Source organism: Vibrio scophthalmi LMG 19158, from assembly GCF_000222585.1.
GTDB lineage: Bacteria > Pseudomonadota > Gammaproteobacteria > Enterobacterales > Vibrionaceae > Vibrio > Vibrio scophthalmi.
The window spans coordinates 1-19,313 of sequence record NZ_AFWE01000109.1 but is presented as its reverse complement, the minus strand read 5'-3'; the positions used below and the strand labels follow the sequence as shown (position 1 = coordinate 19,313).

Genomic DNA, 19,313 nt, shown 5'->3' with positions numbered 1-19,313 from the left:
TTTTCTTCATGAAGAAGATATAAAGTATAAGACGTCAGTCGTACTACTTTAGAGTCCCCTCAAATGAACACTTCATTTGATCTGGCCATGTAAGGCCAATCGCTCTTTCTAATGCTGTGAAGCATAAAACCCAAAATAATTAAAATACGCTGCCATACGGCTGGCGCTTTTGTCTTTGTTATTATCTCATTGAACTATCGATAATAATTAGGCAAACAGTGCATGCTGCGTGACTTCTATTGATTAATTAACAGACTTATCCACAAAAAAGCCAATGTGGATAACTTGGTGGGTAACCTGAAACTTTGCTCTGAATAAAACAGTTCCACAAAGATCATTTGCTAATATTTTCAATCGGAGAAATTAATATTTCTAGGTAAGATATTGATTAGTAAAGGTTTTGTGGCGTTTCGCGATCTGATCAATGCTATAATTTGGATCATTAAGTGCTTTTTATTTGATCCTAATCATTTCTTGCGCTTGTGATTAACTTTTATCTCTACATCGAAACTGGCATGAGACTGGTTGTTTTTCCACATTTCCAATTTTAGAGCCAAGTCAAATAACCACACTAGTCAGATGGCAAATATTATGCATCTCTCGGTATGCCTTTATTGATAACTCGAATCAGTCGTTGATGGGTAATATCGATACCGCTTTTTTCTTTTATTTGCTGTCGTTGTTGTGCGATCGCCCACTCGATATGTTCATCCAATACAGGCGAAATACCGATGCGCATTTGTAGTGCCTCAACAATATCTTGTGAGTAGGGGGCATTGCCCATCGCAATCGACAAATTGCGCAGCCATTGAACATGACCAATACGGCGGATGGCAGAACCTTCCATATTTTTTAAGAAGCTCGCTTCGTCCCATGCAAACAGTGCGATTAAATCAGGATTTTGCAGTGACTGTCGACGATGAAAATCATCTTGCTCAGTGAGCGAAGAGAAACGGTTCCACGGGCAGACGAGCTGGCAATCATCGCAGCCATAGATGCGATTCCCCATTGGTTTACGAAACTCTTCTGGAATGATGCCATCATACTCTATGGTGAGATAGGAGATGCAGCGGCGAGCATCAACGATACCCTCTTCAATAATCGCGTTGGTTGGGCATGACGTCATGCAGGCTTTGCATTTACCACATTGATCTTCACTCGGTGTATCCACAGGGAGTGGCAAGTCGATCAGCAGTTCCCCAAGAAAAAACCATGAACCACATTCTTTGTCTAAGATAAGAGAATGTTTGCCCGTCCAACCTAAACCCGCTTTTTGGGCTAATGGACGCTCTAAGATAGGGGCAGAGTCAACAAAAGGTCGGTAACCAAAGCTGCCCACTTCCTGTTCGATTCTTTGACCCAGTTTTTTGAGCTGATTGCGGATCAGTTTATGGTAGTCACGCCCTAAAGCGTAGCGGCTAATATAAGCTTGGGTTGGATCCGCAAGATTAGTCGCAAACTGGGCTTTTGGCGGTAGGTAATCCATACGAACGCTGATCACACGCACGGTTCCCGGCAATAACTCATCGGGTCTTGCGCGCATCATGCCATGGCGTGCCATCCAGTCCATGCTGCCATGATAGCCAGCATCGAGCCATTTTTGTAGCGTCGCTTCATGCTCTTGCAAATTGACATCGCAGATGCCTACTTTTTGGAAACCAAGATCGTTGGCCCAAATTTTGATGTTATCTGCGAGTTCTTGATAGTTCATGCTAGCGTCGCTCATACAAAGGGGGCGGGATCTTACAAGATCTTCTGCGCGGGATCTAGCCAACAAATCGAGTTTAATTGACGATTATTTTCCGTTAACTTACATAAGAGAGCTTGTCTCTCAATTCCAACCCAGTTTACTATTCCAGTTCTTTTGATTTTTATATAGTCATTTACGAGAAAACAGTCATGAGCTCAAAACAATTCGCCCTAGCCGATGAAAATGCGACGATTCAACTAGGAACGGCGTTGGCCAATCTATGCTCGCAGCAAACCACCATTTATCTGCATGGTGATTTGGGTGCGGGAAAGACGACATTTAGCCGTGGTTTTGTGCGCGCATTAGGCCATCAAGGCAACGTGAAAAGTCCAACTTATACCTTGGTTGAACCGTATCAACTGGATCAATGGCAAGTTTACCATTTTGATCTATATCGCTTGGCTGACCCTGAAGAACTCGAATTTATGGGGATTCGTGACTATTTTACCCCTGATGCGATTTGTTTAGTTGAATGGCCAGAAAAAGGGGTTGGCATGTTACCTGACGCCGATCTCGATATTGATATTCGCTATAACGGTGAAGCGCGCGTCGTCGAGCTTGTGGCTAATAATGATTATGGACGTCGCCTTTTAGACCAGTTGGAGTTATGTTGATCAGTCAATCCTTGCGTGCTGTCTCTCTTTCTTGTGTATTGGCATTGTCTCTGTTTTCGAGTGCCTTGTTCGCTAATACATTAGAAAGCCTTCGAGTATGGCCATCACCTGATGAAACTCGTGTCGTTATCGATCTCAAATCGGAAGCGGAGTTTAGCTATTTTTCTTTGTCGAGCCCTAACCGTTTGGTGGTGGATCTTAAAGACACTCAGCTTAAAACCAAATTGCCTTTGAACGTAAAAGGCAGCCCAGTGTTGAAGAAGATTCGTAAGAGTTCGCCTCCTCAGTCGGGCACCTATCGTTTAGTCTTTGAACTGTCTAAGAATGCTCCGGCACAGTTATTTAAACTCGCGCCAACACCAGGGGGTCAATATGGCCATCGTTTGGTGGTTGATTTTGATCATGGCGGAAGCAAGCCTGCGGCAGTGACGACTTCACCAAGTAAAACGCAAGTCAGTCGTGATGCGTCACAATTGCTCGGTACCGCCGATATCGTCGTCGCGATTGATGCTGGACACGGTGGTGAAGATCCGGGGTCAATTGGTCCAACGCGCAAGTACGAAAAGCATGCAACGCTTGCGATCTCAAAGAAAATTGCTGACCAAATCAATGCGGTTCCGGGGATGAAAGCGGTGCTCACTCGTCGTGGTGATTACTATGTGAACCTGAATAAGCGTTCTGGTATTGCGCGTAAAAACAAAGCCCACTTGTTGGTTTCTGTCCACGCTGATGCTTTCCATTCTCCTCAGCCCCGTGGTGGGTCGGTATTCGTGCTTAATACTCGCCGCGCCAATACTGAAATCGCCCGCTGGGTCGAGAACCATGAAGAACAGTCACAATTACTTGGTGGTGCCGGTGAAGTACTGGCGAAAAACAATAACGACAAGAATGTCAGCCAAACGCTGTTAGATCTGCAATTTAGTCATTCACAAAAAGAAGGCTACAAAGTTGCGAAGAAGATCTTGAGTGAAATGAGCCGTGTTGGTGTGCGTCTGCATAAGAAAGAGCCGGTCAATGCGAGCCTTGCGGTGTTGAAGTCACCCGATATTCCATCGGTATTGGTTGAGACTGGCTTTATCTCTAACCCAACCGAAGAGAAATTGCTCTTCCAACGTAGTCACCAAGATAAGTTAGCGCGTGCGTTAGCAAAATCGATAGTGCAGTACTTTGAAGAGAATCCTCCAGAAGGCACTTTGTTTGCCAATCGCGGTAAGAGCATTAAGCATAAAGTGAGTCGTGGTGAGTCATTGTCGGTGATTGCCAAGAAATACGGCAGTTCAACCAAAGCCATTATGCAGGCGAATAACTTAAAAAGCAGTAGCCTTGCGATTGGTCAAACCCTAACGATTCCTGGTGCATCGAGCGGTGTTCCTGTCCCTCAAGTGCGTAACCCTGTGGAAACCAAAACGGTGACCCACGTGGTGGCAAAAGGGGATTATCTGGGCAAGATCGCCAGCCGTTATAAAGTGTCGGTCTCAGCCATCAAGCGTGAAAACAACTTACGTTCAGATACGCTCAAGCTGGGGCAAAAACTCAAAGTGACAGTCAGCCTCAAGGATCAGCCACTGCGTAAGCATAAAGTACAGCGTGGCGATTTCTTAGGCAAAATAGCCAAAAAATATGGTGTGAGTCTTGATAGTTTACGCCGAGCTAATAACTTGAAGTCTGATCAGCTTGCGGTTGGTCAGATGTTGATTATTCCTCACAACTAATTGCGAATTGATATGACGATCAAAATTCTGCCCGCTCGACTGGCGAACCAAATTGCGGCTGGTGAAGTGGTTGAGCGTCCAGCTTCGGTCGTTAAAGAGCTGGTTGAAAACAGCATCGATTCAGGCGCCACGCGTATCGATATTGATATTGAAAAAGGTGGCGCCAAGCTGATCCGTGTGCGTGACAACGGTAAAGGGATTGCGAAAGACGAATTAGGCTTGGCGCTCAGCCGCCACGCCACGTCGAAAATCCATTCGTTAGATGATCTCGAAGCGATCATGAGTTTGGGTTTCCGTGGTGAAGCATTGGCGAGTATCAGTTCGGTATCACGTTTAACATTAACCTCTCGCCCTGCAACTCAAGAGCAGGCGTGGGCAGCGCATAGTGAAGGACGTGATATGGCGGTGAGTTTGCTACCCGCAGCGCATCCTTTAGGCACCTCTGTCGAAGTCTTGGATCTGTTTTTTAATACGCCAGCCCGCCGCAAATTTCTTCGAACCGAAAAAACCGAATTTGCTCATATCGACGAGTTAATCAAACGCATCGCCTTAAGCTGTTTTGATGTGACGATTAATTTGCGTCACAACGGCAAAATGATCAAACAGTACCGCGCGGCGAAAACAGAAGTACAAGCCGAAAAGCGTATTGCGGCAGTGTGTGGCAATAACTTTGTTCGCCATATGCTCAAAATTGAATTGGAGCACCAAGGATTAAAGTTACACGGTTGGATCACCAGCCCTGAAGGTGCTCGCCAACAAAGCGATCTGCAATACTGCTACGTTAATGGCCGCATGATGCGTGATAAGTTGATCAATCATGCCATTCGCCAAAGCTATGAAACGAGCTTACGCCCAGAGCAATTTGCCACTTACGTGCTTTATATTGAAATTGATCCTCACCAAGTGGATGTTAATGTCCATCCTGCTAAGCACGAAGTGCGTTTCCATCAAGCTAGATTAGTCCATGACTTTATTTATCAAGCTTTAGCGGATGCCTTAGCGCAGAGTCTGCATATTGATAAACCGGAAGTGAAGTCTTCCGCCTTTTATGAGCCGAGCAGTGACCCAAGTCGTGTGATAGCACAGGACAATGGATCTGAAATGAATATTAATCACTCTGGCGTGAGTCAGGATACAGATCAGCCTCAACAGACAGAGTCAATCGTCCCGCCGCGCGTTTATCATGCGGTCGACAATACGCCGAGTTATCCAGGTCGCACTGGTTATCACGAAGAACGAGCCAGCCAAGCAGCAGTGCGTGAGAGTGCGCCGCGTAGTGAATGGCAAGAGAGCGGAAAAAGTTCACGCTCTCAGGCCGCAAGTGGCGGACGAGAGTCGCAACATTACGGCACGCCAGCGCCATCAAAACAAGAGGTGATTGCTTACCAGCAGTTACTGCAAACCTCGAAGAGTAAGCGTGATGCAACAACGAATGCGACCGAGAGTAAAGACGCGAATAAGGCGAGTGAACAGTCAGTGGAGGCCTCACCGCCAATCCAAGCTTTAGGCAAAGCGATTTGCATGGCCTCTGGCCGTTTTGTCATGATGGCAGATAAGCAGGGAGCACATGTCGTGTCGCTTGCTTATGCTGAATGGCTACGAGTTTGTGGGCAACTACAAGTGACCGAACACGCGTTAAAAAGTCAGCCGCTGCTAGTGCCATTATCATTAAAACTGGAACCTGAATTGATCGCAGCTTATCACCAACATCAGGCATTATTTGCTCGTTTTGGTTTAGAGCTAAAATGCCGTACGGCACAAGCGGTGATGGTGATGGGGGTTCCTGCGCCTTTGAGACAACAAAACCTGCAACAGTTGATTCCAGATCTGTTATCTTACGCCGTATCTTCATCGCCACAGATAAATTCGCAACAGGAAAAGGATCTCAGTCCGGCAAATCTTGATGCTAAATTGCTCTCCAATTGGTTAGCGGATCAAGTCACGCGCGTAAAAAGCGACTACACTTTGTCCGAAGCCATTCAAATCATTGCTGAGGTTGAACAACTTTGGCAAGGAAGGCTACCGTTACAAGATTCAGCATTTGTTAGACCGATAGATTTTTCTGCCACGATCGCAGCTTTTAACCTATGAATAAACAATTACCACTCGCTCTATTTTTAATGGGGCCAACCGCATCAGGAAAAACGGACTTAGCGATTCGTTTACGCCAGAAATACCCGATTGAGATCATCTCTGTGGATTCTGCGTTGATCTACAAAGGAATGGATATTGGCACCGCGAAGCCAAATGCCGAGGAGCTTGCATTAGCCCCACATCGTTTAATTGATATTTTAGATCCGGCATTATCGTATTCCGCGGCGGACTTTCGTCGTGATGCGCTGCGTGAAATGAATGACATCGTCGCTCAAGGCAAAATTCCGTTACTGGTTGGCGGTACAATGCTGTATTACAAGGCATTATTGGAAGGTCTATCACCACTTCCGGCTGCAAACCCTGCAATTCGTAAACAAATTGAGCAAGAAGCATTGACTCATGGTTGGGAGGTACTGCACGATCAGTTGCGTGAAGTCGATCCCGTTTCCGCTGAACGTATACATCGTAATGATCCGCAAAGGTTGTCACGAGCGTTGGAAGTTTATCGAATTTCAGGTAAAACTCTTACAGAGCTTACGCAAACGAAAGGCGAAAGCTTGCCGTTTAACGTTAAGCAGTTTGCTATAGCACCCAAGGAAAGGGCTGAACTCCATCGTCGTATAGAACTGCGCTACGAAAAGATGATCGAAGCAGGATTTGAACAAGAGATGAAGGCGCTGTATGCGCGTGATGATCTTCATCCTGATCTACCGTCAATTCGTTGTGTCGGTTACCGACAGATGTGGGACTATTTGGATGGGAATTGCACGTTAGATGATGCGGTTTTCCGCGGTATCTGTGCGACCCGCCAATTGGCCAAGCGACAAATTACCTGGTTACGCAGCTGGGATAATTTAACTTGGTTAGATAGTGAAAACATTGAACAAGCACTCGAAACCGTCTCAAATGCCGTGGCATCGGACGATCGAAGCTGTGTATAATGTGATCGCTTTTGCGTGAATGTGCCCTTTAAAGGATCTGTTACTTGAATTTTGAGGTATTTACCTTCATAACAGTAACTCAGGGTGTTTTTTATTCGTTTAGCTCTGATGCAGCAGTTTGGCTGCTTGCAACTAACCACTAGCTAAATAACTAAAACAAAATTACAAAATAAGGAAAATAAAATGGCTAAGGGGCAATCTCTACAAGACCCGTTCTTAAACGCTTTACGTCGTGAACGTATTCCAGTGTCTATCTATCTCGTGAACGGTATTAAACTTCAAGGTCAGATCGAATCATTCGATCAATTCGTGATCTTATTGAAGAACACTGTTAACCAAATGGTTTACAAGCACGCAATTTCAACAGTTGTTCCGGCTCGTCCAGTGAGCCACCACAGCGGTGATCGTCCACAAGGTGATCGCCCAGAGAAATCGGAAGATTAATCTCTGAGTACAAATCGTTTTACTTTGAGGAGTTGATTGCTTGTTTGACCGTTATGAAGCCGGTGAGCGAGCCGTACTTGTTCATATCAACTTCACGCAAGAAGGGGAGTGGGAAGATCTCAGCGAGTTTGAGATGTTGGTGTCTTCCGCTGGCGTATCCTCGTTACAAGTCGTAACGGGTAGTCGTCAGTCACCACTCCCGAAATACTATGTCGGTGAGGGTAAAGCCCAGGAAATCGCACAAATTGTGCAATCGACTGACGCTGATATTGTGATTTTCAATCACGCCCTCTCTCCTGCCCAAGAACGTAACCTCGAAGCACTTTGTCAGTGTCGAGTGGTAGACCGTACCGGTTTGATTCTCGATATCTTTGCACAACGCGCTCGAACCCACGAAGGTAAATTGCAAGTTGAGCTTGCTCAGCTTAGACATATCTCTACGCGATTGATTCGTGGTTGGACGCACCTTGAAAGACAAAAAGGTGGTATCGGTTTACGTGGGCCAGGTGAAACACAGTTAGAAACTGACCGTCGTTTGTTGCGTGAGCGTATTAAAGCAATCCTGCGTCGTTTGGACAAAGTGGCCAAGCAGCGTGAACAAGGACGCCGTGCGCGAAATAGAGCAGAAATACCAACCATCTCATTAGTCGGTTATACCAACGCAGGGAAATCTACGCTGTTTAACCGTATTACTGCAGCTGGCGTTTATGCTGCTGATCAATTGTTTGCAACGTTGGATCCAACGCTGCGAAAAATCGAACTTGCTGATGTTGGCCCAGCAATACTGGCTGATACGGTAGGGTTTATTCGACACTTACCTCACGATCTTGTTGCAGCCTTTAAGGCAACGTTACAAGAGACGCAAGAAGCTGACATTTTGTTACATGTTGTTGATGCCAGTGATGAACGTTTTCGTGAGAACATGCAAGCTGTTCAGATCGTCTTAGAAGAGATTGATGCCCACGAGGTGCCTTCTTTGGTTGTGATGAACAAAATTGATAATCTAGAAAACCAAAAACCACGTATTGAACGTGATGAAGAAGGCATGCCACGCACAGTGTGGGTGTCGGCAATGGAAGGCATCGGTATTGATCTGTTGTTTGAGGCGCTGACAGAACGTCTAGCAAGTCAAATGGTTCAATATCAACTGTGTGTTCCGCCGCAACATCAAGGGCGATTACGCAGTACATTCTTCCAAATGAAGAGTATTCAGCAAGAAGAATATGATCAAGATGGTAACTTGTTGATAAATATCCGCATGCAACAAGTAGATTGGTCTAGACTTGAAAAAAGAGAAGGGGCAGTTTTACGTGACTTTATAGTTACTTAAATGACTGCTACAGTATAACGTCATATCAAATGATGGAGCTTTCTAATGGCGTGGAATGAGCCTGGTAATAATAACGGCGACAAAGGCCGCGATAATGACCCATGGGGTAATAATAATCGCGGTAACAAAGGTGGCCGTGAACAAGGACCGCCAGACTTAGACGAAGTCTTCAACAAACTGAGTCAGAAGCTGGGTGGCAAATTTGGTGGTGGAAAAGGCGGTAAAGGCCCTTCTATCGGCGGTGGCGGTGCACTAGGTGTTGGTGTTATTGCAGCTATCGCGGTAGCAATTTGGTTCTTTTCTGGATTTTACACCATTGGTGAAGCTGAACGTGGTGTCGTACTTCGTTTAGGTAAATATGACAACCGCATCGTCGATCCTGGTCTTAACTGGCGCCCTCGCTTTATTGATGAAGTGACCGCGGTTAACGTTCAGGCGATCCGATCGCTACGTGCCTCTGGCACAATGCTGACCAAAGACGAAAACGTTGTGACCGTCGGCATGGATATTCAGTACCGTGTTTCGGATCCATACAAATACCTATACCGAGTGACTAACGCGGACGACAGCTTACGCCAAGCAACAGATTCTGCGCTACGTGCGGTTATTGGTGACTCACTGATGGATAGCATTCTAACCAGTGGTCGTCAGCAAATTCGTCAAAATACACAAGAAACGTTGAACAACATTATCGCGAATTACGATATGGGTTTGACGATTGTTGATGTGAACTTCCAGTCAGCACGTCCACCTGAGCAAGTAAAAGATGCATTTGATGATGCTATCGCAGCTCGTGAGGATGCTGAGCGTTTTGAGCGTGAAGCAGAAGCTTACCGTAACGACATTTTGCCAAAAGCAACAGGTCGTGCAGAGCGTTTGAAGAAAGAAGCATTGGGTTATTCTGAGCGTGTAACTAACGAAGCGTTAGGTCAAGTTGCTCAGTTTGAAAAACTGCTTCCAGAATATCAAGCTGCGCCAGACGTGACTCGTGACCGTCTGTACCTAGATACGATGGAAGAAGTGTACTCGAATACTTCTAAGGTTCTTATCGATTCTGAATCGAGCGGCAACTTACTTTACCTACCAATCGATAAGCTGGCAGGTCAAGAAGGTCAAACTCAAACTAAACGTAGTTCGAAGTCATCTTCAACGTACGATCAAATTGAGCTTGAGTCGAAAACTACGGAGTCAACATCAGACACTTCATCTCGTTCATCTGATTCGCGCCAAGGGAGATACTAATAATGCGTAAGTTAATGATCCCTGTATTGGTTGTTGCTTTATCGATCATGCTGATGTCACTGTTTGTGATCCCAGAAGGCGAGCGCGGTATCGTGATTCGTTTTGGTCGAGTACTGAAAGATAACAATGAAATCGCTCGTATCTACGAACCAGGCCTACATTTCAAAATGCCTATGTTTGACAGTGTGAAAACACTGGATGCTCGTATTCAAACAATGGACGGTCGTTCGGATCGTTTTGTAACGTCTGAGAAAAAAGACGTGATCATCGATACCTACGTGAAATGGCGTATTAAAGATTTCGGCCAATACTATCTAGCAACAGGTGGTGGTAACACATTGACCGCTGAAACGTTGCTAGAGCGTAAAGTGACCGATCTACTACGTTCTGAAATCGGTTCGCGTGAAATCAAGCAAATTGTATCGGGTCCGCGTAATAAAGATGTACTGCCTCCAGCAGATAACATCGATAGCGTTGCGACGACAGAAGCTGCGAAAGAAGCGTTAGAGATTGATGGCGAACGTGATGTCATCATGGCGAACGTTTTGAATGGCTCTCGTCAGAGTGCAATGGATGACTTGGGTGTTGAGATTGTTGATTTCCGTATGAAGAAAATCAACCTTCCAGATAACATCAGTGATTCAATCTACAAGCGTATGCGTGCTGAGCGTGAATCAGTGGCGCGTAAGTTCCGTTCACAAGGTCGTGAGAAAGCAGAAGTTATCCGCGCTCAAGCTGAGCTAGAAGTGGCGACAACGTTGGCAGAAGCAGACAGAACCGCACGAGTAACACGTGGTGAAGCAGATGCACAATCAGCGAAGATCTACTCTGATGCATACAGCAAAGATCCTGAATTCTTCAGCTTCTTACGTTCATTGAAAGCGTATGAGAAATCATTCAGCAACAAGAACGACATTTTAGTGTTGGATCCGAACAGCGAGTTCTTCCAATACATGAACAATGCGAAAGGTGCGCCAGCGAAATAAGCGGCCTGATAAGCACACAGTAAAGGCTCCTTTTTAGGGGCCTTTCTTTTTGCCGGTATAGAATACAAATCAAGATAAGTCTCTGTTCAATGCTGCTGATTTTCTCCCGCACATTGCTGACTATTTATCTCGATGATTAATGATTAATGATGAATTAAGAGGTTGTGATGTCAAATTCAATCTGGGTAGCGATCGGGCTGGTATTGATTGTTGAAGGGCTTGGTCCATTGATCGCCCCAAATGGTTGGCGAAATATGGTTGCTGAGTTGAGTCGTCAGCCGGATGATCACTTGCGACGTATTGGCGGTTGCTTAGTGGTGGCTGGTGCGGTGATCGCGTACTGTTTTAGGTAACGCCGCGTCACCGCTAAGCTACAAAGCGAGATAAGTTTCCGCTTTGATTTTGCTTTGATTAATAGTGCGGTGGTGGCGTTTCTTCTGATGGATCGGCGAGATTCGACGAGTCCAAATTCTTTACTTTACCCGCTACGTATTTCATTTGATCCTGCATCTTGCTAATCAACAGCTGTTGTTGACTCAATGCATCATTCAATGAATCAATTGTCTGCTCTTGGAAAGCAAGTTGACATTCAAGGTCGTTAATACGGTTTTCAAGTTCAGTGATGTGCTTTTCTGTCATGGTATTAATCTAATGTCCAAGCCTGGGCGATGCCGGCAGAGGTGCCAGAGACAACGCGGTGTTGATTATCGAAGGCCGCATCATACACTACTGCCCGAGGAGGACGAGCATCTTTTAAAGGCTCGGCTTCAAAACCTTCCAAGCGCTTACCTGTCAGTGAATCCCATACCATCACTCGACTCGACGGTGTGCCGGTAATTAACTGCAGACCATCATCAGAAAAACGCGCACTGGAAAAAATCAGTTGGCGTGAAAAACTGCTTAACTGGCTGACTTCTTTCCCGCTGACTAAGTCCCACACGACCGCATGATTACCCCCATCGGAGGAAAATGCGTATTTCCCGTCACGATGAAGAGCGACGCGATTGACGCGTTGGTCATGGTTAAAAGTATGTTGAATTTGTCCGCTGGTGGTATCCCAGAGATAGGCGGTGTAATCGTTCCCGCCGGTTAACGCAAAGCGCCCGTTGGGCGAAAGGGCAACAGAATTAACTTTTTCGTTGTGAGCGAGGAACTCTATGCGTCGTCCGGTGACTAAATTGACATGGATGGCTTTGCCATTGGAGAGCCCCAGCAAGACTTGTTCACCGTTACTGGAAATATCAACGTCACGGATAGTTCCATCGGAGATTGACCACAACCCTTGTGATTGGCTCCAAGCTAAGTCCCAAACGGTAAAGTTAAACTGTGTGGCGGTAATGGCATAACGGCCATTATCGGAAATGCGGATACGAGAAACGGTATTGGCTTGTTGATCTTGCGCGCCTAACGAAGCCAATTGTTGCGATTGATAAAGATCCCAAAGCACCAGTTGATGCTCTTTGGAGTAGGCAAGCGCAAAGCGAGCGTCGCGACTGAGTGCGAAACTGGTTGTGCCTTGAGGCTCAAGTTCCCAACGTTGATCGTCAGAGGCCCAAAAAAAGCAGCCATTTAACGCTGTGATGACAAAGCCAATGAGTAGAGAGTTAAAAATTATCCGCATCAAGTTCAATTATCCACTTGGTTTACGTTTCATTCAGACGCATATTGGCTATATTGGTATAACATGCGAGTGCGTACCAGTTTTTATTAAAGATTTGTGCACAAAGACAAAATGCCTTAATTGGAGAATTAAATGAAATCGATTTTTAAAGTGTCATTGCTTGCTGCTACTGTTGCGCTAGCGGTTGGCTGTCAGAAAGAAGAAGAGCCAAAAAAAGAAGTTGCACCGGCTGTTGAACAAGTTCAAGCGGAAACAGGCAAAGCGGTTCACTTTAAAACGGAAGATGACAAAGCGGCATACGCGATTGGTGTCTCATTTGCTGGTTACCTATCTCAAAGCCTAGATAAGCCAAGTGAAATCGGCATTACTTTGAATAAAGATTTGGTACTAAAAGGTATCTCTGATCAATTTGCTGGCGACGTTGCTCTAGACCAAGCGCAAACTCGCGCAGCGCTAGAAGCGTTAGATAAGCGTGTTGCTGAAATTATGCAAGTGAAAGCGGAAGAGCAGCAAAAAGCAGCACAAGAAGCGGCGAAAGTGGCACTTAAAGCCGGTGCTGATTTCCGTGCTGAGTTCGCTAAACAAGAAGGCGTTAAGACCACCGATTCTGGCCTAATGTACCAAGTGATCACACAAGGTGACGGTGCGAAGCCGAAAGACACTGATACGGTTGAAGTACATTACAAAGGCACGCTGATCGATGGCACTCAATTCGATAGCTCATACGATCGCAATGAAACGGCAACGTTCCCGCTGAACCGCGTGATCAGTGGTTGGACTGAAGGCTTACAGCTAATGCCTGTGGGTTCTAAATTTAAGTTTGTTTTGCCACCACAACTTGCATACGGTAGCCAAGACACACCGACTATCCCAGCGAACTCTACGTTGGTGTTTGAAGTGGAACTGGTTAATATCGACAAGCCTGCTCAGTAAGCGATTCGCTATTATTACGTAGCATCAGCGATAAAATATCCATAAAAAGACTCGGCATCGCCGAGTCTTTTTTTGTCTGTTGCTCGTCAATTCAAGGTGAGTAGGGGCGGTCAAACAATCGAGTCGCCGCGCAAATTGCACAGCAGTGCGAATGATTTATTTGTTCTAAATCACTAGTTGACGGTATAGCTAGGTGTTCTATTCAAAATTTCTGATAAACTTACATCAATTTGTTGATTTATCGCTCGAAGGCTAAAGAAAGTGACCACGACTGAAACCTTAAATACGGATATGTTGCTCGAGATGGAATCCGTTCATGTGATGCCATTCAGTGAGCACGATAAAATCATTCTAAGATCTTATGAGGCTGTTGTAGATGGCATTGCGAGCCTGATTGGCCCGTTTTGTGAAATCGTACTGCACTCGTTAGAAGATCTGAATACTTCGGCAATCAAGATTGCCAATGGTGAAAATACCGGGCGCCAAGTGGGCTCTCCTATCACCGATCTTGCATTGAAAATGCTGAAAGATATCGAAGGTTCTGAGCGTAACTTCTCTCGTTCTTACTTCACTCGCGCTAAAGGTGGCGTGCTGATGAAGTCAATTACGGTCGCGATCCGCAATGGCGACAACCGCGTGATTGGTTTGTTGTGTGTCAACGTCAACTTGGATGCGCCATTCTCACAAGTTCTGCAATCATTCATGCCAACACAAGAAGCCAAAGATGCCGCATCATCGGTTAACTTTGCTAGTGATGTTGAAGAGCTGGTGGACCAAACCGTTGAACGCACAATCGAAGAGATCAACGCTGATAAATCGGTATCAAACAACACCAAGAACCGTCAAATCGTGATGGAGTTGTACGACAAAGGTATTTTCGACATCAAAGATGCGATTAACCGTGTCGCTGACCGACTCAATATCTCGAAACATACGGTTTATCTGTATATTCGTCAGCGAAAAATTGAGGATGAAGAGAAGTGTCTCTAACCTATACCTTGGTAGTGAATGGTTCCGTGTATGGCAGTCAAGCTGCACGGAATGCCTACCAGTTTGCGAGCGCATTAGTTACCCAAGGACACACTCTCGTGAGTGTGTTTTTTTATCAAGATGGTGTGACCAATGGTTCGGCACTCAGTGTGCCGGCCAATGATGAATTTGATTTGACCAAAGCGTGGCAAACCTTAGCTCTGCAGCACAATGTACGCTTGGAGACCTGTGTGGCGGCCGCATTGCGTCGTGGTATCGTCAGTCAGGGGGAAGCAACCCAACATGGTCTCGTGCAGCACAACCTCGCTGATGGCTTTTCTCAGGCCGGATTAGGCAGCCTAGCCGAAGCTATGCTAACCCAAGATAGAGTGGTGCAGTTTTGAGTCAATTAACCTACGTATTTAGAAGCTCGCCACATAAAACCAGTGCTGGGCGTGAAGGCATTGATGCGCTACTTGCCGCGTCGGCGTATTGTGAAGATATCTGCGTATTGTTCATTGGTGATGGTGTTTATCAATTATTGCAAGGTCAGCAACCGCAGGGAATTCTTAGCAAAGATTATGCGCCAATGCTGAAGTTGTTTGATTTGTATGACATTGAACAAGTGTTTGTTTGCGCCGATTCACTCGCGCAGCGCGGATTGGGACAAGCTGACTTGGTGATTGCGGCAGAGCGATTGGAGCCTGCTGAAATCAAACTCAAATTACATCAAGCCAGCAAGCTGCTGTCATTCTGAGAACTCACTATGTTACATATCGTTCAAACTGCTCAAGCGCTTTCTGAAGTGAGTGATGCCTACCAAGAGGGCGACCAAGTTCTCTTGGTTGAGGATTCCGTTTACGTCAGCCATGCGCAACACCCGATGTTTACTATACTCAAGCCGATGGATGTTTCCGTGCTTAAAGAAGATGCTTTAGCGCGTGGGATTTTTAACCGAGTGAGCCCATCGCTATGCGTGGTGGACTTTGCTGGCTTTGTTGAGTTAACCGCCACACACCCAACATCGTTGACTTGGAATTAACAGATTGTCTTTATTTTCCTTCGAGGAAGTGCCATGGCCGTCTCGAAGGTTAAAAAAGATCTGTATATTTCTTGACACACCTCTCACTGCTGCATAGAATTTTGCGTCCCTATTTGTGCGAAGTGAATTTTCACTCGGCGATAGGGATAGATTTTTCACAAAGCTTACTTTCAAGTAATTCAGGAGCTAGTTAATGGCAACTATTAACCAGTTGGTTCGCAAGCCTCGTGCAAAGCAAGTTGTTAAAAGCAACGTGCCAGCACTAGAAGCGTGCCCACAAAAACGTGGTGTATGTACTCGTGTTTACACTACTACACCTAAAAAACCTAACTCAGCACTTCGTAAAGTTTGTCGTGTACGTCTGACAAATGGCTTCGAAGTTACATCGTACATCGGCGGTGAAGGTCACAACCTTCAAGAGCACAGTGTTGTACTAATCCGTGGCGGTCGTGTAAAAGACCTTCCGGGTGTTCGTTACCACACAGTTCGCGGCGCACTTGACTGTGCTGGCGTAAACGACCGTAAACAAGCTCGTTCTAAGTACGGTGTGAAACGTCCTAAGTCTTAATGGATTCCGTTAAGTAAGGCCAAACACTAAAATATTTAATTTTTGAAGAAACTGAAAAGTTTTGGATAACCTGAAAAAGACAACGGAGAATATCCATGCCACGTCGTCGCGTTATTGGTCAGCGTAAGATCCTTCCAGATCCAAAATTCAAATCTGAATTGCTGGCAAAATTCGTTAACATTCTTATGGTTGACGGTAAAAAATCTACTGCAGAGAAAATTGTTTACACTGCACTAGACACTATGGCTGAGAAATCTGGTAAAGATCACTTAGCTGTATTTGAAGAAGCTCTTGAAAACATTCGCCCAGCGGTAGAAGTTAAATCTCGCCGTGTAGGTGGTTCAACTTACCAAGTACCTGTAGAAGTACGTCCGGTTCGCCGTAACGCACTTGCTATGCGTTGGGTAGTTGAAGCTGCGCGTAAGCGTGGTGAAAAATCTATGGCTGCTCGCCTAGCTGCTGAAATGCTAGACGCGTCAGAAAACAAAGGTACTGCTGTTAAGAAACGTGAAGACGTTCACCGTATGGCAGAAGCGAACAAAGCATTCGCTCATTACCGCTGGTAATACCTTTTCAGTGCTGCGGGGATCCTCGCAGCACTTCTTTAGTTCCTATGCATATGCTAGGAACTATTGCTATATCTAGGGGTAGCGTTTTTACCACCCTTGAAGATAGCAATAGTCCCTAAGTTAAGAGGATTCACCGTGGCTCGTAAAACCCCTATTGAGCGCTACCGTAACATCGGTATCTGTGCGCACGTAGACGCAGGTAAAACTACCACAACTGAACGTATTCTGTTCTACACAGGCCTTTCTCACAAAATCGGTGAAGTTCACGATGGTGCTGCTACCATGGACTGGATGGAGCAAGAGCAAGAGCGTGGCATTACGATTACGTCTGCAGCGACAACCACCTTCTGGCGTGGTATGGACGCACAGTTCCAAGATCACCGTGTAAACATCATTGATACTCCTGGACACGTTGACTTCACGATTGAAGTTGAACGTTCTCTGCGTGTGCTTGATGGTGCTGTGGTTGTGTTCTGTGGTTCATCAGGTGTAGAACCTCAGTCTGAAACCGTTTGGCGTCAAGCAGACAAATACCAAGTTCCGCGCTTAGTATTCGTCAACAAGATGGACCGTACTGGTGCAGACTTCTTACGTGTTGTTGACCAAATTAAAAACCGTCTTGGTGCAAACCCTGTTCCTATCCAACTTAACGTTGGTGCAGAAGAGGATTTCAAAGGTGTTATCGACCTTATCAAGATGAAAATGATCAACTGGAATGAAGCCGATCAAGGCATGTCTTTCTCTTACGAAGACATTCCAGCTGACATGCAAGAACTTGCTGAAGAATGGCGCAACAACCTAGTTGAAGCGGCAGCAGAAGCCAGCGAAGAGTTGATGGATAAATATCTTGAAGACGGTGAGCTGACTGAAGTTGAGATCAAAGAAGCACTACGTACTCGTACACTAAACAATGAAATCGTGCTGGCCACTTGTGGTAGTGCGTTCAAAAATAAAGGTGTGCAAGCGGTACTTGATGCTGTGGTTGAATACTTACCATCGCCTGTTGATGTTCCTGCAATTCAAGGTGTCGACGACAATGGTAACGACGTTGAGCGTCATGCTGACGACAACGAACCGTTCTCTGCGCTAGCATTTAAAATTGCAACGGACCCATTTGTGGGTACGTTAACCTTCATGCGCGTTTATTCTGGTGTGGTAAACACTGGTGATACTGTTTACAACTCAGTAAAAGAAAAGCGTGAGCGCTTTGGTCGCATCGTACAGATGCATGCCAATAAACGTGAAGAAGTAAAAGAAATTCGTGCGGGCGATATTGCCGCTGCAATCGGTCTAAAAGACGTAACGACAGGTGAAACCCTGTGTGATCAGAGCCACAAAGTGATTCTAGAGCGCATGGAATTCCCTGAACCTGTTATTCAGATTGTCGTTGAGCCTCGTTCGCAAGCAGATCAAGATAAGATGGCTATTGCACTAGGTAAACTAGCAGCAGAAGATCCATCTTTCCGCGTGGAAACGGATAACGAAACAGGTCAGACTCTGATCTCTGGTATGGGTGAGCTTCACCTTGATATCATCGTTGACCGTATGAAGCGTGAATTCAGCGTTGATTGCAACGTTGGTAAACCTCAGGTTGCTTACCGTGAAACCATTCGTGGTTCAGCGGAAGTGGAAGGCAAGTTCGTTCGTCAATCTGGCGGTCGCGGTCAATACGGTCACGTATGGATCAAACTTGAGCCTTCAGAACTGGGTGAAGGTTTCGTCTTTGTTGATGAGATCGTTGGCGGTACTGTACCAAAAGAGTTTATTAGCTCGGTAGGTAAAGGTATCGAAGAGCAAATGAATAGCGGTGTATTAGCTGGCTATCCTGTACTGGATATTAAAGCGACGCTATTTGATGGTTCTTACCACGATGTCGATTCAAGCGAAATGGCGTTTAAAATCGCAGGTTCAATGGCATTCAGAAAGGGCGCGCTTGAAGCGAACCCTGTTATTCTGGAGCCGATGATGAAAGTTGAAGTAACCACTCCTGAAGATTGGATGGGTGATGTTGTAGGTGACCTAAACCGTCGCCGCGGCATGATCGAAGGTATGGATGAAGGCCACGCAGGTCTGAAGATCATCCGTGCTCAAGTACCACTATCTCAAATGTTTGGTTATGCAACCGATCTACGTTCTGCAACTCAAGGTCGCGCCTCATACTCTATGGAGTTTCATGAGTACGCAGAAGTACCGAAGAACTTTGCAGATGCCATTATGGCAGAGCGTGGTTACTAATCGGGCTCGTTGCCTGTAAAAAAGTCAGCGACTTTTTTGCAGATCAATACGTCCAAATATTGCGCTGACGGACGTTGGCGCATAAAATAGCAAATTCTGGCGCGTCGATGATCAATTCTGGTCACGACGAATCATAACTAGGAAGGAACACGAACGTGTCTAAAGAAAAATTTGAACGTGTAAAACCGCACGTAAACGTTGGTACTATCGGCCACGTTGACCACGGTAAAACAACTCTAACTGCAGCTATCTGTACTACTCTA

At 45.8% G+C, this 19,313-nt stretch carries 21 protein-coding genes; 18 read left to right on the top strand and 3 right to left on the bottom strand.

What is annotated here, in order from left to right; all coding sequences use genetic code 11:
- Nucleotides 1-589: 589 nt before the first annotated feature.
- On the bottom strand, nt 590-1,711 hold the full coding sequence (gene queG / locus RH88_RS08960) for a tRNA epoxyqueuosine(34) reductase QueG (RefSeq protein ID WP_005595160.1): 1,122 nt from the start codon (nt 1,709-1,711) through the stop codon (nt 590-592).
- A 188-nt stretch (nt 1,712-1,899) separates the two neighbouring features.
- Here queG and tsaE point away from each other — a divergent pair, with 188 nt between their 5' ends.
- The 9 genes from tsaE to RH88_RS08915 all read left to right on the top strand — a co-directional run bounded on the left by tsaE (nt 1,900) and on the right by RH88_RS08915 (nt 11,466).
- Complete coding sequence (gene tsaE / locus RH88_RS08955; RefSeq protein WP_005595159.1) at nt 1,900-2,364, top strand: tRNA (adenosine(37)-N6)-threonylcarbamoyltransferase complex ATPase subunit type 1 TsaE; 465 nt, start codon at nt 1,900-1,902, stop codon at nt 2,362-2,364.
- Nucleotides 2,358-4,076, top strand: coding sequence for a LysM peptidoglycan-binding domain-containing protein (locus RH88_RS08950; RefSeq protein WP_005595158.1), 1,719 nt, complete (start codon nt 2,358-2,360; stop codon nt 4,074-4,076). The genes tsaE and RH88_RS08950 overlap by 7 nt, the downstream gene beginning before the upstream one ends.
- Before the next feature lie 12 nt (nt 4,077-4,088).
- Nucleotides 4,089-6,167, top strand: a complete 2,079-nt coding sequence (gene mutL, locus RH88_RS08945) for a DNA mismatch repair endonuclease MutL (RefSeq protein WP_005595157.1) — start codon at nt 4,089-4,091, stop codon at nt 6,165-6,167.
- The gene (gene miaA, locus RH88_RS08940) at nt 6,164-7,111 is read left to right on the top strand and encodes a tRNA (adenosine(37)-N6)-dimethylallyltransferase MiaA (RefSeq protein WP_005595156.1); all 948 of its coding nucleotides are present in this window, start codon (nt 6,164-6,166) and stop codon (nt 7,109-7,111) included. The genes mutL and miaA overlap by 4 nt, the downstream gene beginning before the upstream one ends.
- Nucleotides 7,112-7,294: 183 nt before the next feature.
- Nucleotides 7,295-7,555, top strand: coding sequence for an RNA chaperone Hfq (hfq, locus tag RH88_RS08935; protein WP_004415850.1), 261 nt, complete (start codon nt 7,295-7,297; stop codon nt 7,553-7,555).
- 40 nt (nt 7,556-7,595) lie between these two features.
- Nucleotides 7,596-8,885, top strand: a complete 1,290-nt coding sequence (gene hflX / locus RH88_RS08930) for a ribosome rescue GTPase HflX (protein WP_005595155.1) — start codon at nt 7,596-7,598, stop codon at nt 8,883-8,885.
- 45 nt (nt 8,886-8,930) lie between these two features.
- A complete protein-coding gene (gene hflK, locus RH88_RS08925) occupies nt 8,931-10,127 on the top strand; it encodes an FtsH protease activity modulator HflK (protein WP_005595154.1) in 1,197 nt (398 codons plus the stop codon).
- A 2-nt stretch (nt 10,128-10,129) separates the two neighbouring features.
- Complete coding sequence (gene hflC, locus RH88_RS08920; protein ID WP_005595153.1) at nt 10,130-11,113, top strand: protease modulator HflC; 984 nt, start codon at nt 10,130-10,132, stop codon at nt 11,111-11,113.
- 167 nt (nt 11,114-11,280) lie between these two features.
- Nucleotides 11,281-11,466 carry a DUF2065 domain-containing protein gene (locus RH88_RS08915; protein ID WP_005595152.1) on the top strand — a complete coding sequence of 62 codons (186 nt, stop codon included), beginning with the start codon at nt 11,281-11,283 and terminating at the stop codon, nt 11,464-11,466.
- Nucleotides 11,467-11,524: 58 nt separating this feature from the next.
- Here the strand turns inward: RH88_RS08915 and RH88_RS08910 are convergent, their stop codons facing one another.
- Together RH88_RS08910 and RH88_RS08905 are read right to left on the bottom strand one after the other, a co-directional pair.
- Nucleotides 11,525-11,752: a SlyX family protein gene (locus tag RH88_RS08910; RefSeq protein WP_005595151.1), complete on the bottom strand. Its 228-nt coding sequence runs from the start codon at nt 11,750-11,752 to the stop codon at nt 11,525-11,527.
- Nucleotides 11,753-11,756: 4 nt separating this feature from the next.
- The gene (locus RH88_RS08905; RefSeq protein WP_005595150.1) at nt 11,757-12,734 is read right to left on the bottom strand and encodes a WD40 repeat domain-containing protein; all 978 of its coding nucleotides are present in this window, start codon (nt 12,732-12,734) and stop codon (nt 11,757-11,759) included.
- A 132-nt stretch (nt 12,735-12,866) separates the two neighbouring features.
- Here RH88_RS08905 and fkpA point away from each other — a divergent pair, with 132 nt between their 5' ends.
- The 9 genes from fkpA to RH88_RS22925 all read left to right on the top strand — a co-directional run.
- Nucleotides 12,867-13,667, top strand: a complete 801-nt coding sequence (gene fkpA, locus RH88_RS08900) for an FKBP-type peptidyl-prolyl cis-trans isomerase (RefSeq protein ID WP_005595149.1) — start codon at nt 12,867-12,869, stop codon at nt 13,665-13,667.
- 261 nt (nt 13,668-13,928) lie between these two features.
- On the top strand, nt 13,929-14,657 hold the full coding sequence (locus RH88_RS08895) for a helix-turn-helix transcriptional regulator (RefSeq protein WP_005595147.1): 729 nt from the start codon (nt 13,929-13,931) through the stop codon (nt 14,655-14,657).
- Nucleotides 14,648-15,040 carry a sulfurtransferase complex subunit TusD gene (gene tusD / locus RH88_RS08890; protein ID WP_005595145.1) on the top strand — a complete coding sequence of 131 codons (393 nt, stop codon included), beginning with the start codon at nt 14,648-14,650 and terminating at the stop codon, nt 15,038-15,040. The genes RH88_RS08895 and tusD overlap by 10 nt, the downstream gene beginning before the upstream one ends.
- Nucleotides 15,037-15,393 carry a sulfurtransferase complex subunit TusC gene (tusC, locus tag RH88_RS08885; protein ID WP_005595142.1) on the top strand — a complete coding sequence of 119 codons (357 nt, stop codon included), beginning with the start codon at nt 15,037-15,039 and terminating at the stop codon, nt 15,391-15,393. Before tusD ends, tusC begins: the two co-directional genes overlap by 4 nt.
- A 9-nt stretch (nt 15,394-15,402) precedes the next feature.
- A complete protein-coding gene (gene tusB, locus RH88_RS08880; RefSeq protein WP_005595141.1) occupies nt 15,403-15,678 on the top strand; it encodes a sulfurtransferase complex subunit TusB in 276 nt (91 codons plus the stop codon).
- A gap of 193 nt (nt 15,679-15,871) precedes the next feature.
- Nucleotides 15,872-16,246, top strand: a complete 375-nt coding sequence (rpsL, locus tag RH88_RS08875) for a 30S ribosomal protein S12 (protein ID WP_005595139.1) — start codon at nt 15,872-15,874, stop codon at nt 16,244-16,246.
- Nucleotides 16,247-16,341: 95 nt separating this feature from the next.
- Nucleotides 16,342-16,812 (top strand): 30S ribosomal protein S7, encoded by a 471-nt coding sequence (gene rpsG / locus RH88_RS08870; RefSeq protein WP_005595138.1) that lies wholly within the window; start codon nt 16,342-16,344, stop codon nt 16,810-16,812.
- A 138-nt stretch (nt 16,813-16,950) separates the two neighbouring features.
- Nucleotides 16,951-19,050, top strand: a complete 2,100-nt coding sequence (fusA, locus tag RH88_RS08865) for an elongation factor G (protein ID WP_005595136.1) — start codon at nt 16,951-16,953, stop codon at nt 19,048-19,050.
- A gap of 155 nt (nt 19,051-19,205) precedes the next feature.
- Nucleotides 19,206-19,313, top strand: a 108-nt coding sequence (locus RH88_RS22925) for a GTP-binding protein (protein ID WP_005595135.1), incomplete at its 3' end; no start/stop codon positions are given.

Excerpts from the sequence above, each read along its gene's own strand:
- RH88_RS08915 (WP_005595152.1), top strand. The coding sequence starts at position 11,281 with ATGTCAAATTCAATCTGGGTAGCGATCGGGCTGGTATTGATTGTTGAA.
- rpsG (WP_005595138.1), top strand. The coding sequence starts at position 16,342 with ATGCCACGTCGTCGCGTTATTGGTCAGCGTAAGATCCTTCCAGATCCA.
- miaA (WP_005595156.1), top strand. The coding sequence starts at position 6,164 with ATGAATAAACAATTACCACTCGCTCTATTTTTAATGGGGCCAACCGCA.
- hfq (WP_004415850.1), top strand. The coding sequence starts at position 7,295 with ATGGCTAAGGGGCAATCTCTACAAGACCCGTTCTTAAACGCTTTACGT.
- tsaE (WP_005595159.1), top strand. The coding sequence starts at position 1,900 with ATGAGCTCAAAACAATTCGCCCTAGCCGATGAAAATGCGACGATTCAA.
- rpsL (WP_005595139.1), top strand. The coding sequence starts at position 15,872 with ATGGCAACTATTAACCAGTTGGTTCGCAAGCCTCGTGCAAAGCAAGTT.
- tusB (WP_005595141.1), top strand. The coding sequence starts at position 15,403 with ATGTTACATATCGTTCAAACTGCTCAAGCGCTTTCTGAAGTGAGTGAT.
- hflK (WP_005595154.1), top strand. The coding sequence starts at position 8,931 with ATGGCGTGGAATGAGCCTGGTAATAATAACGGCGACAAAGGCCGCGAT.
- hflC (WP_005595153.1), top strand. The coding sequence starts at position 10,130 with ATGCGTAAGTTAATGATCCCTGTATTGGTTGTTGCTTTATCGATCATG.
- mutL (WP_005595157.1), top strand. The coding sequence starts at position 4,089 with ATGACGATCAAAATTCTGCCCGCTCGACTGGCGAACCAAATTGCGGCT.
- fkpA (WP_005595149.1), top strand. The coding sequence starts at position 12,867 with ATGAAATCGATTTTTAAAGTGTCATTGCTTGCTGCTACTGTTGCGCTA.
- RH88_RS08905 (WP_005595150.1), bottom strand. The coding sequence starts at position 12,734 with ATGCGGATAATTTTTAACTCTCTACTCATTGGCTTTGTCATCACAGCG.
- RH88_RS08910 (WP_005595151.1), bottom strand. The coding sequence starts at position 11,752 with ATGACAGAAAAGCACATCACTGAACTTGAAAACCGTATTAACGACCTT.
- RH88_RS08950 (WP_005595158.1), top strand. The coding sequence starts at position 2,358 with ATGTTGATCAGTCAATCCTTGCGTGCTGTCTCTCTTTCTTGTGTATTG.
- queG (WP_005595160.1), bottom strand. The coding sequence starts at position 1,711 with ATGAACTATCAAGAACTCGCAGATAACATCAAAATTTGGGCCAACGAT.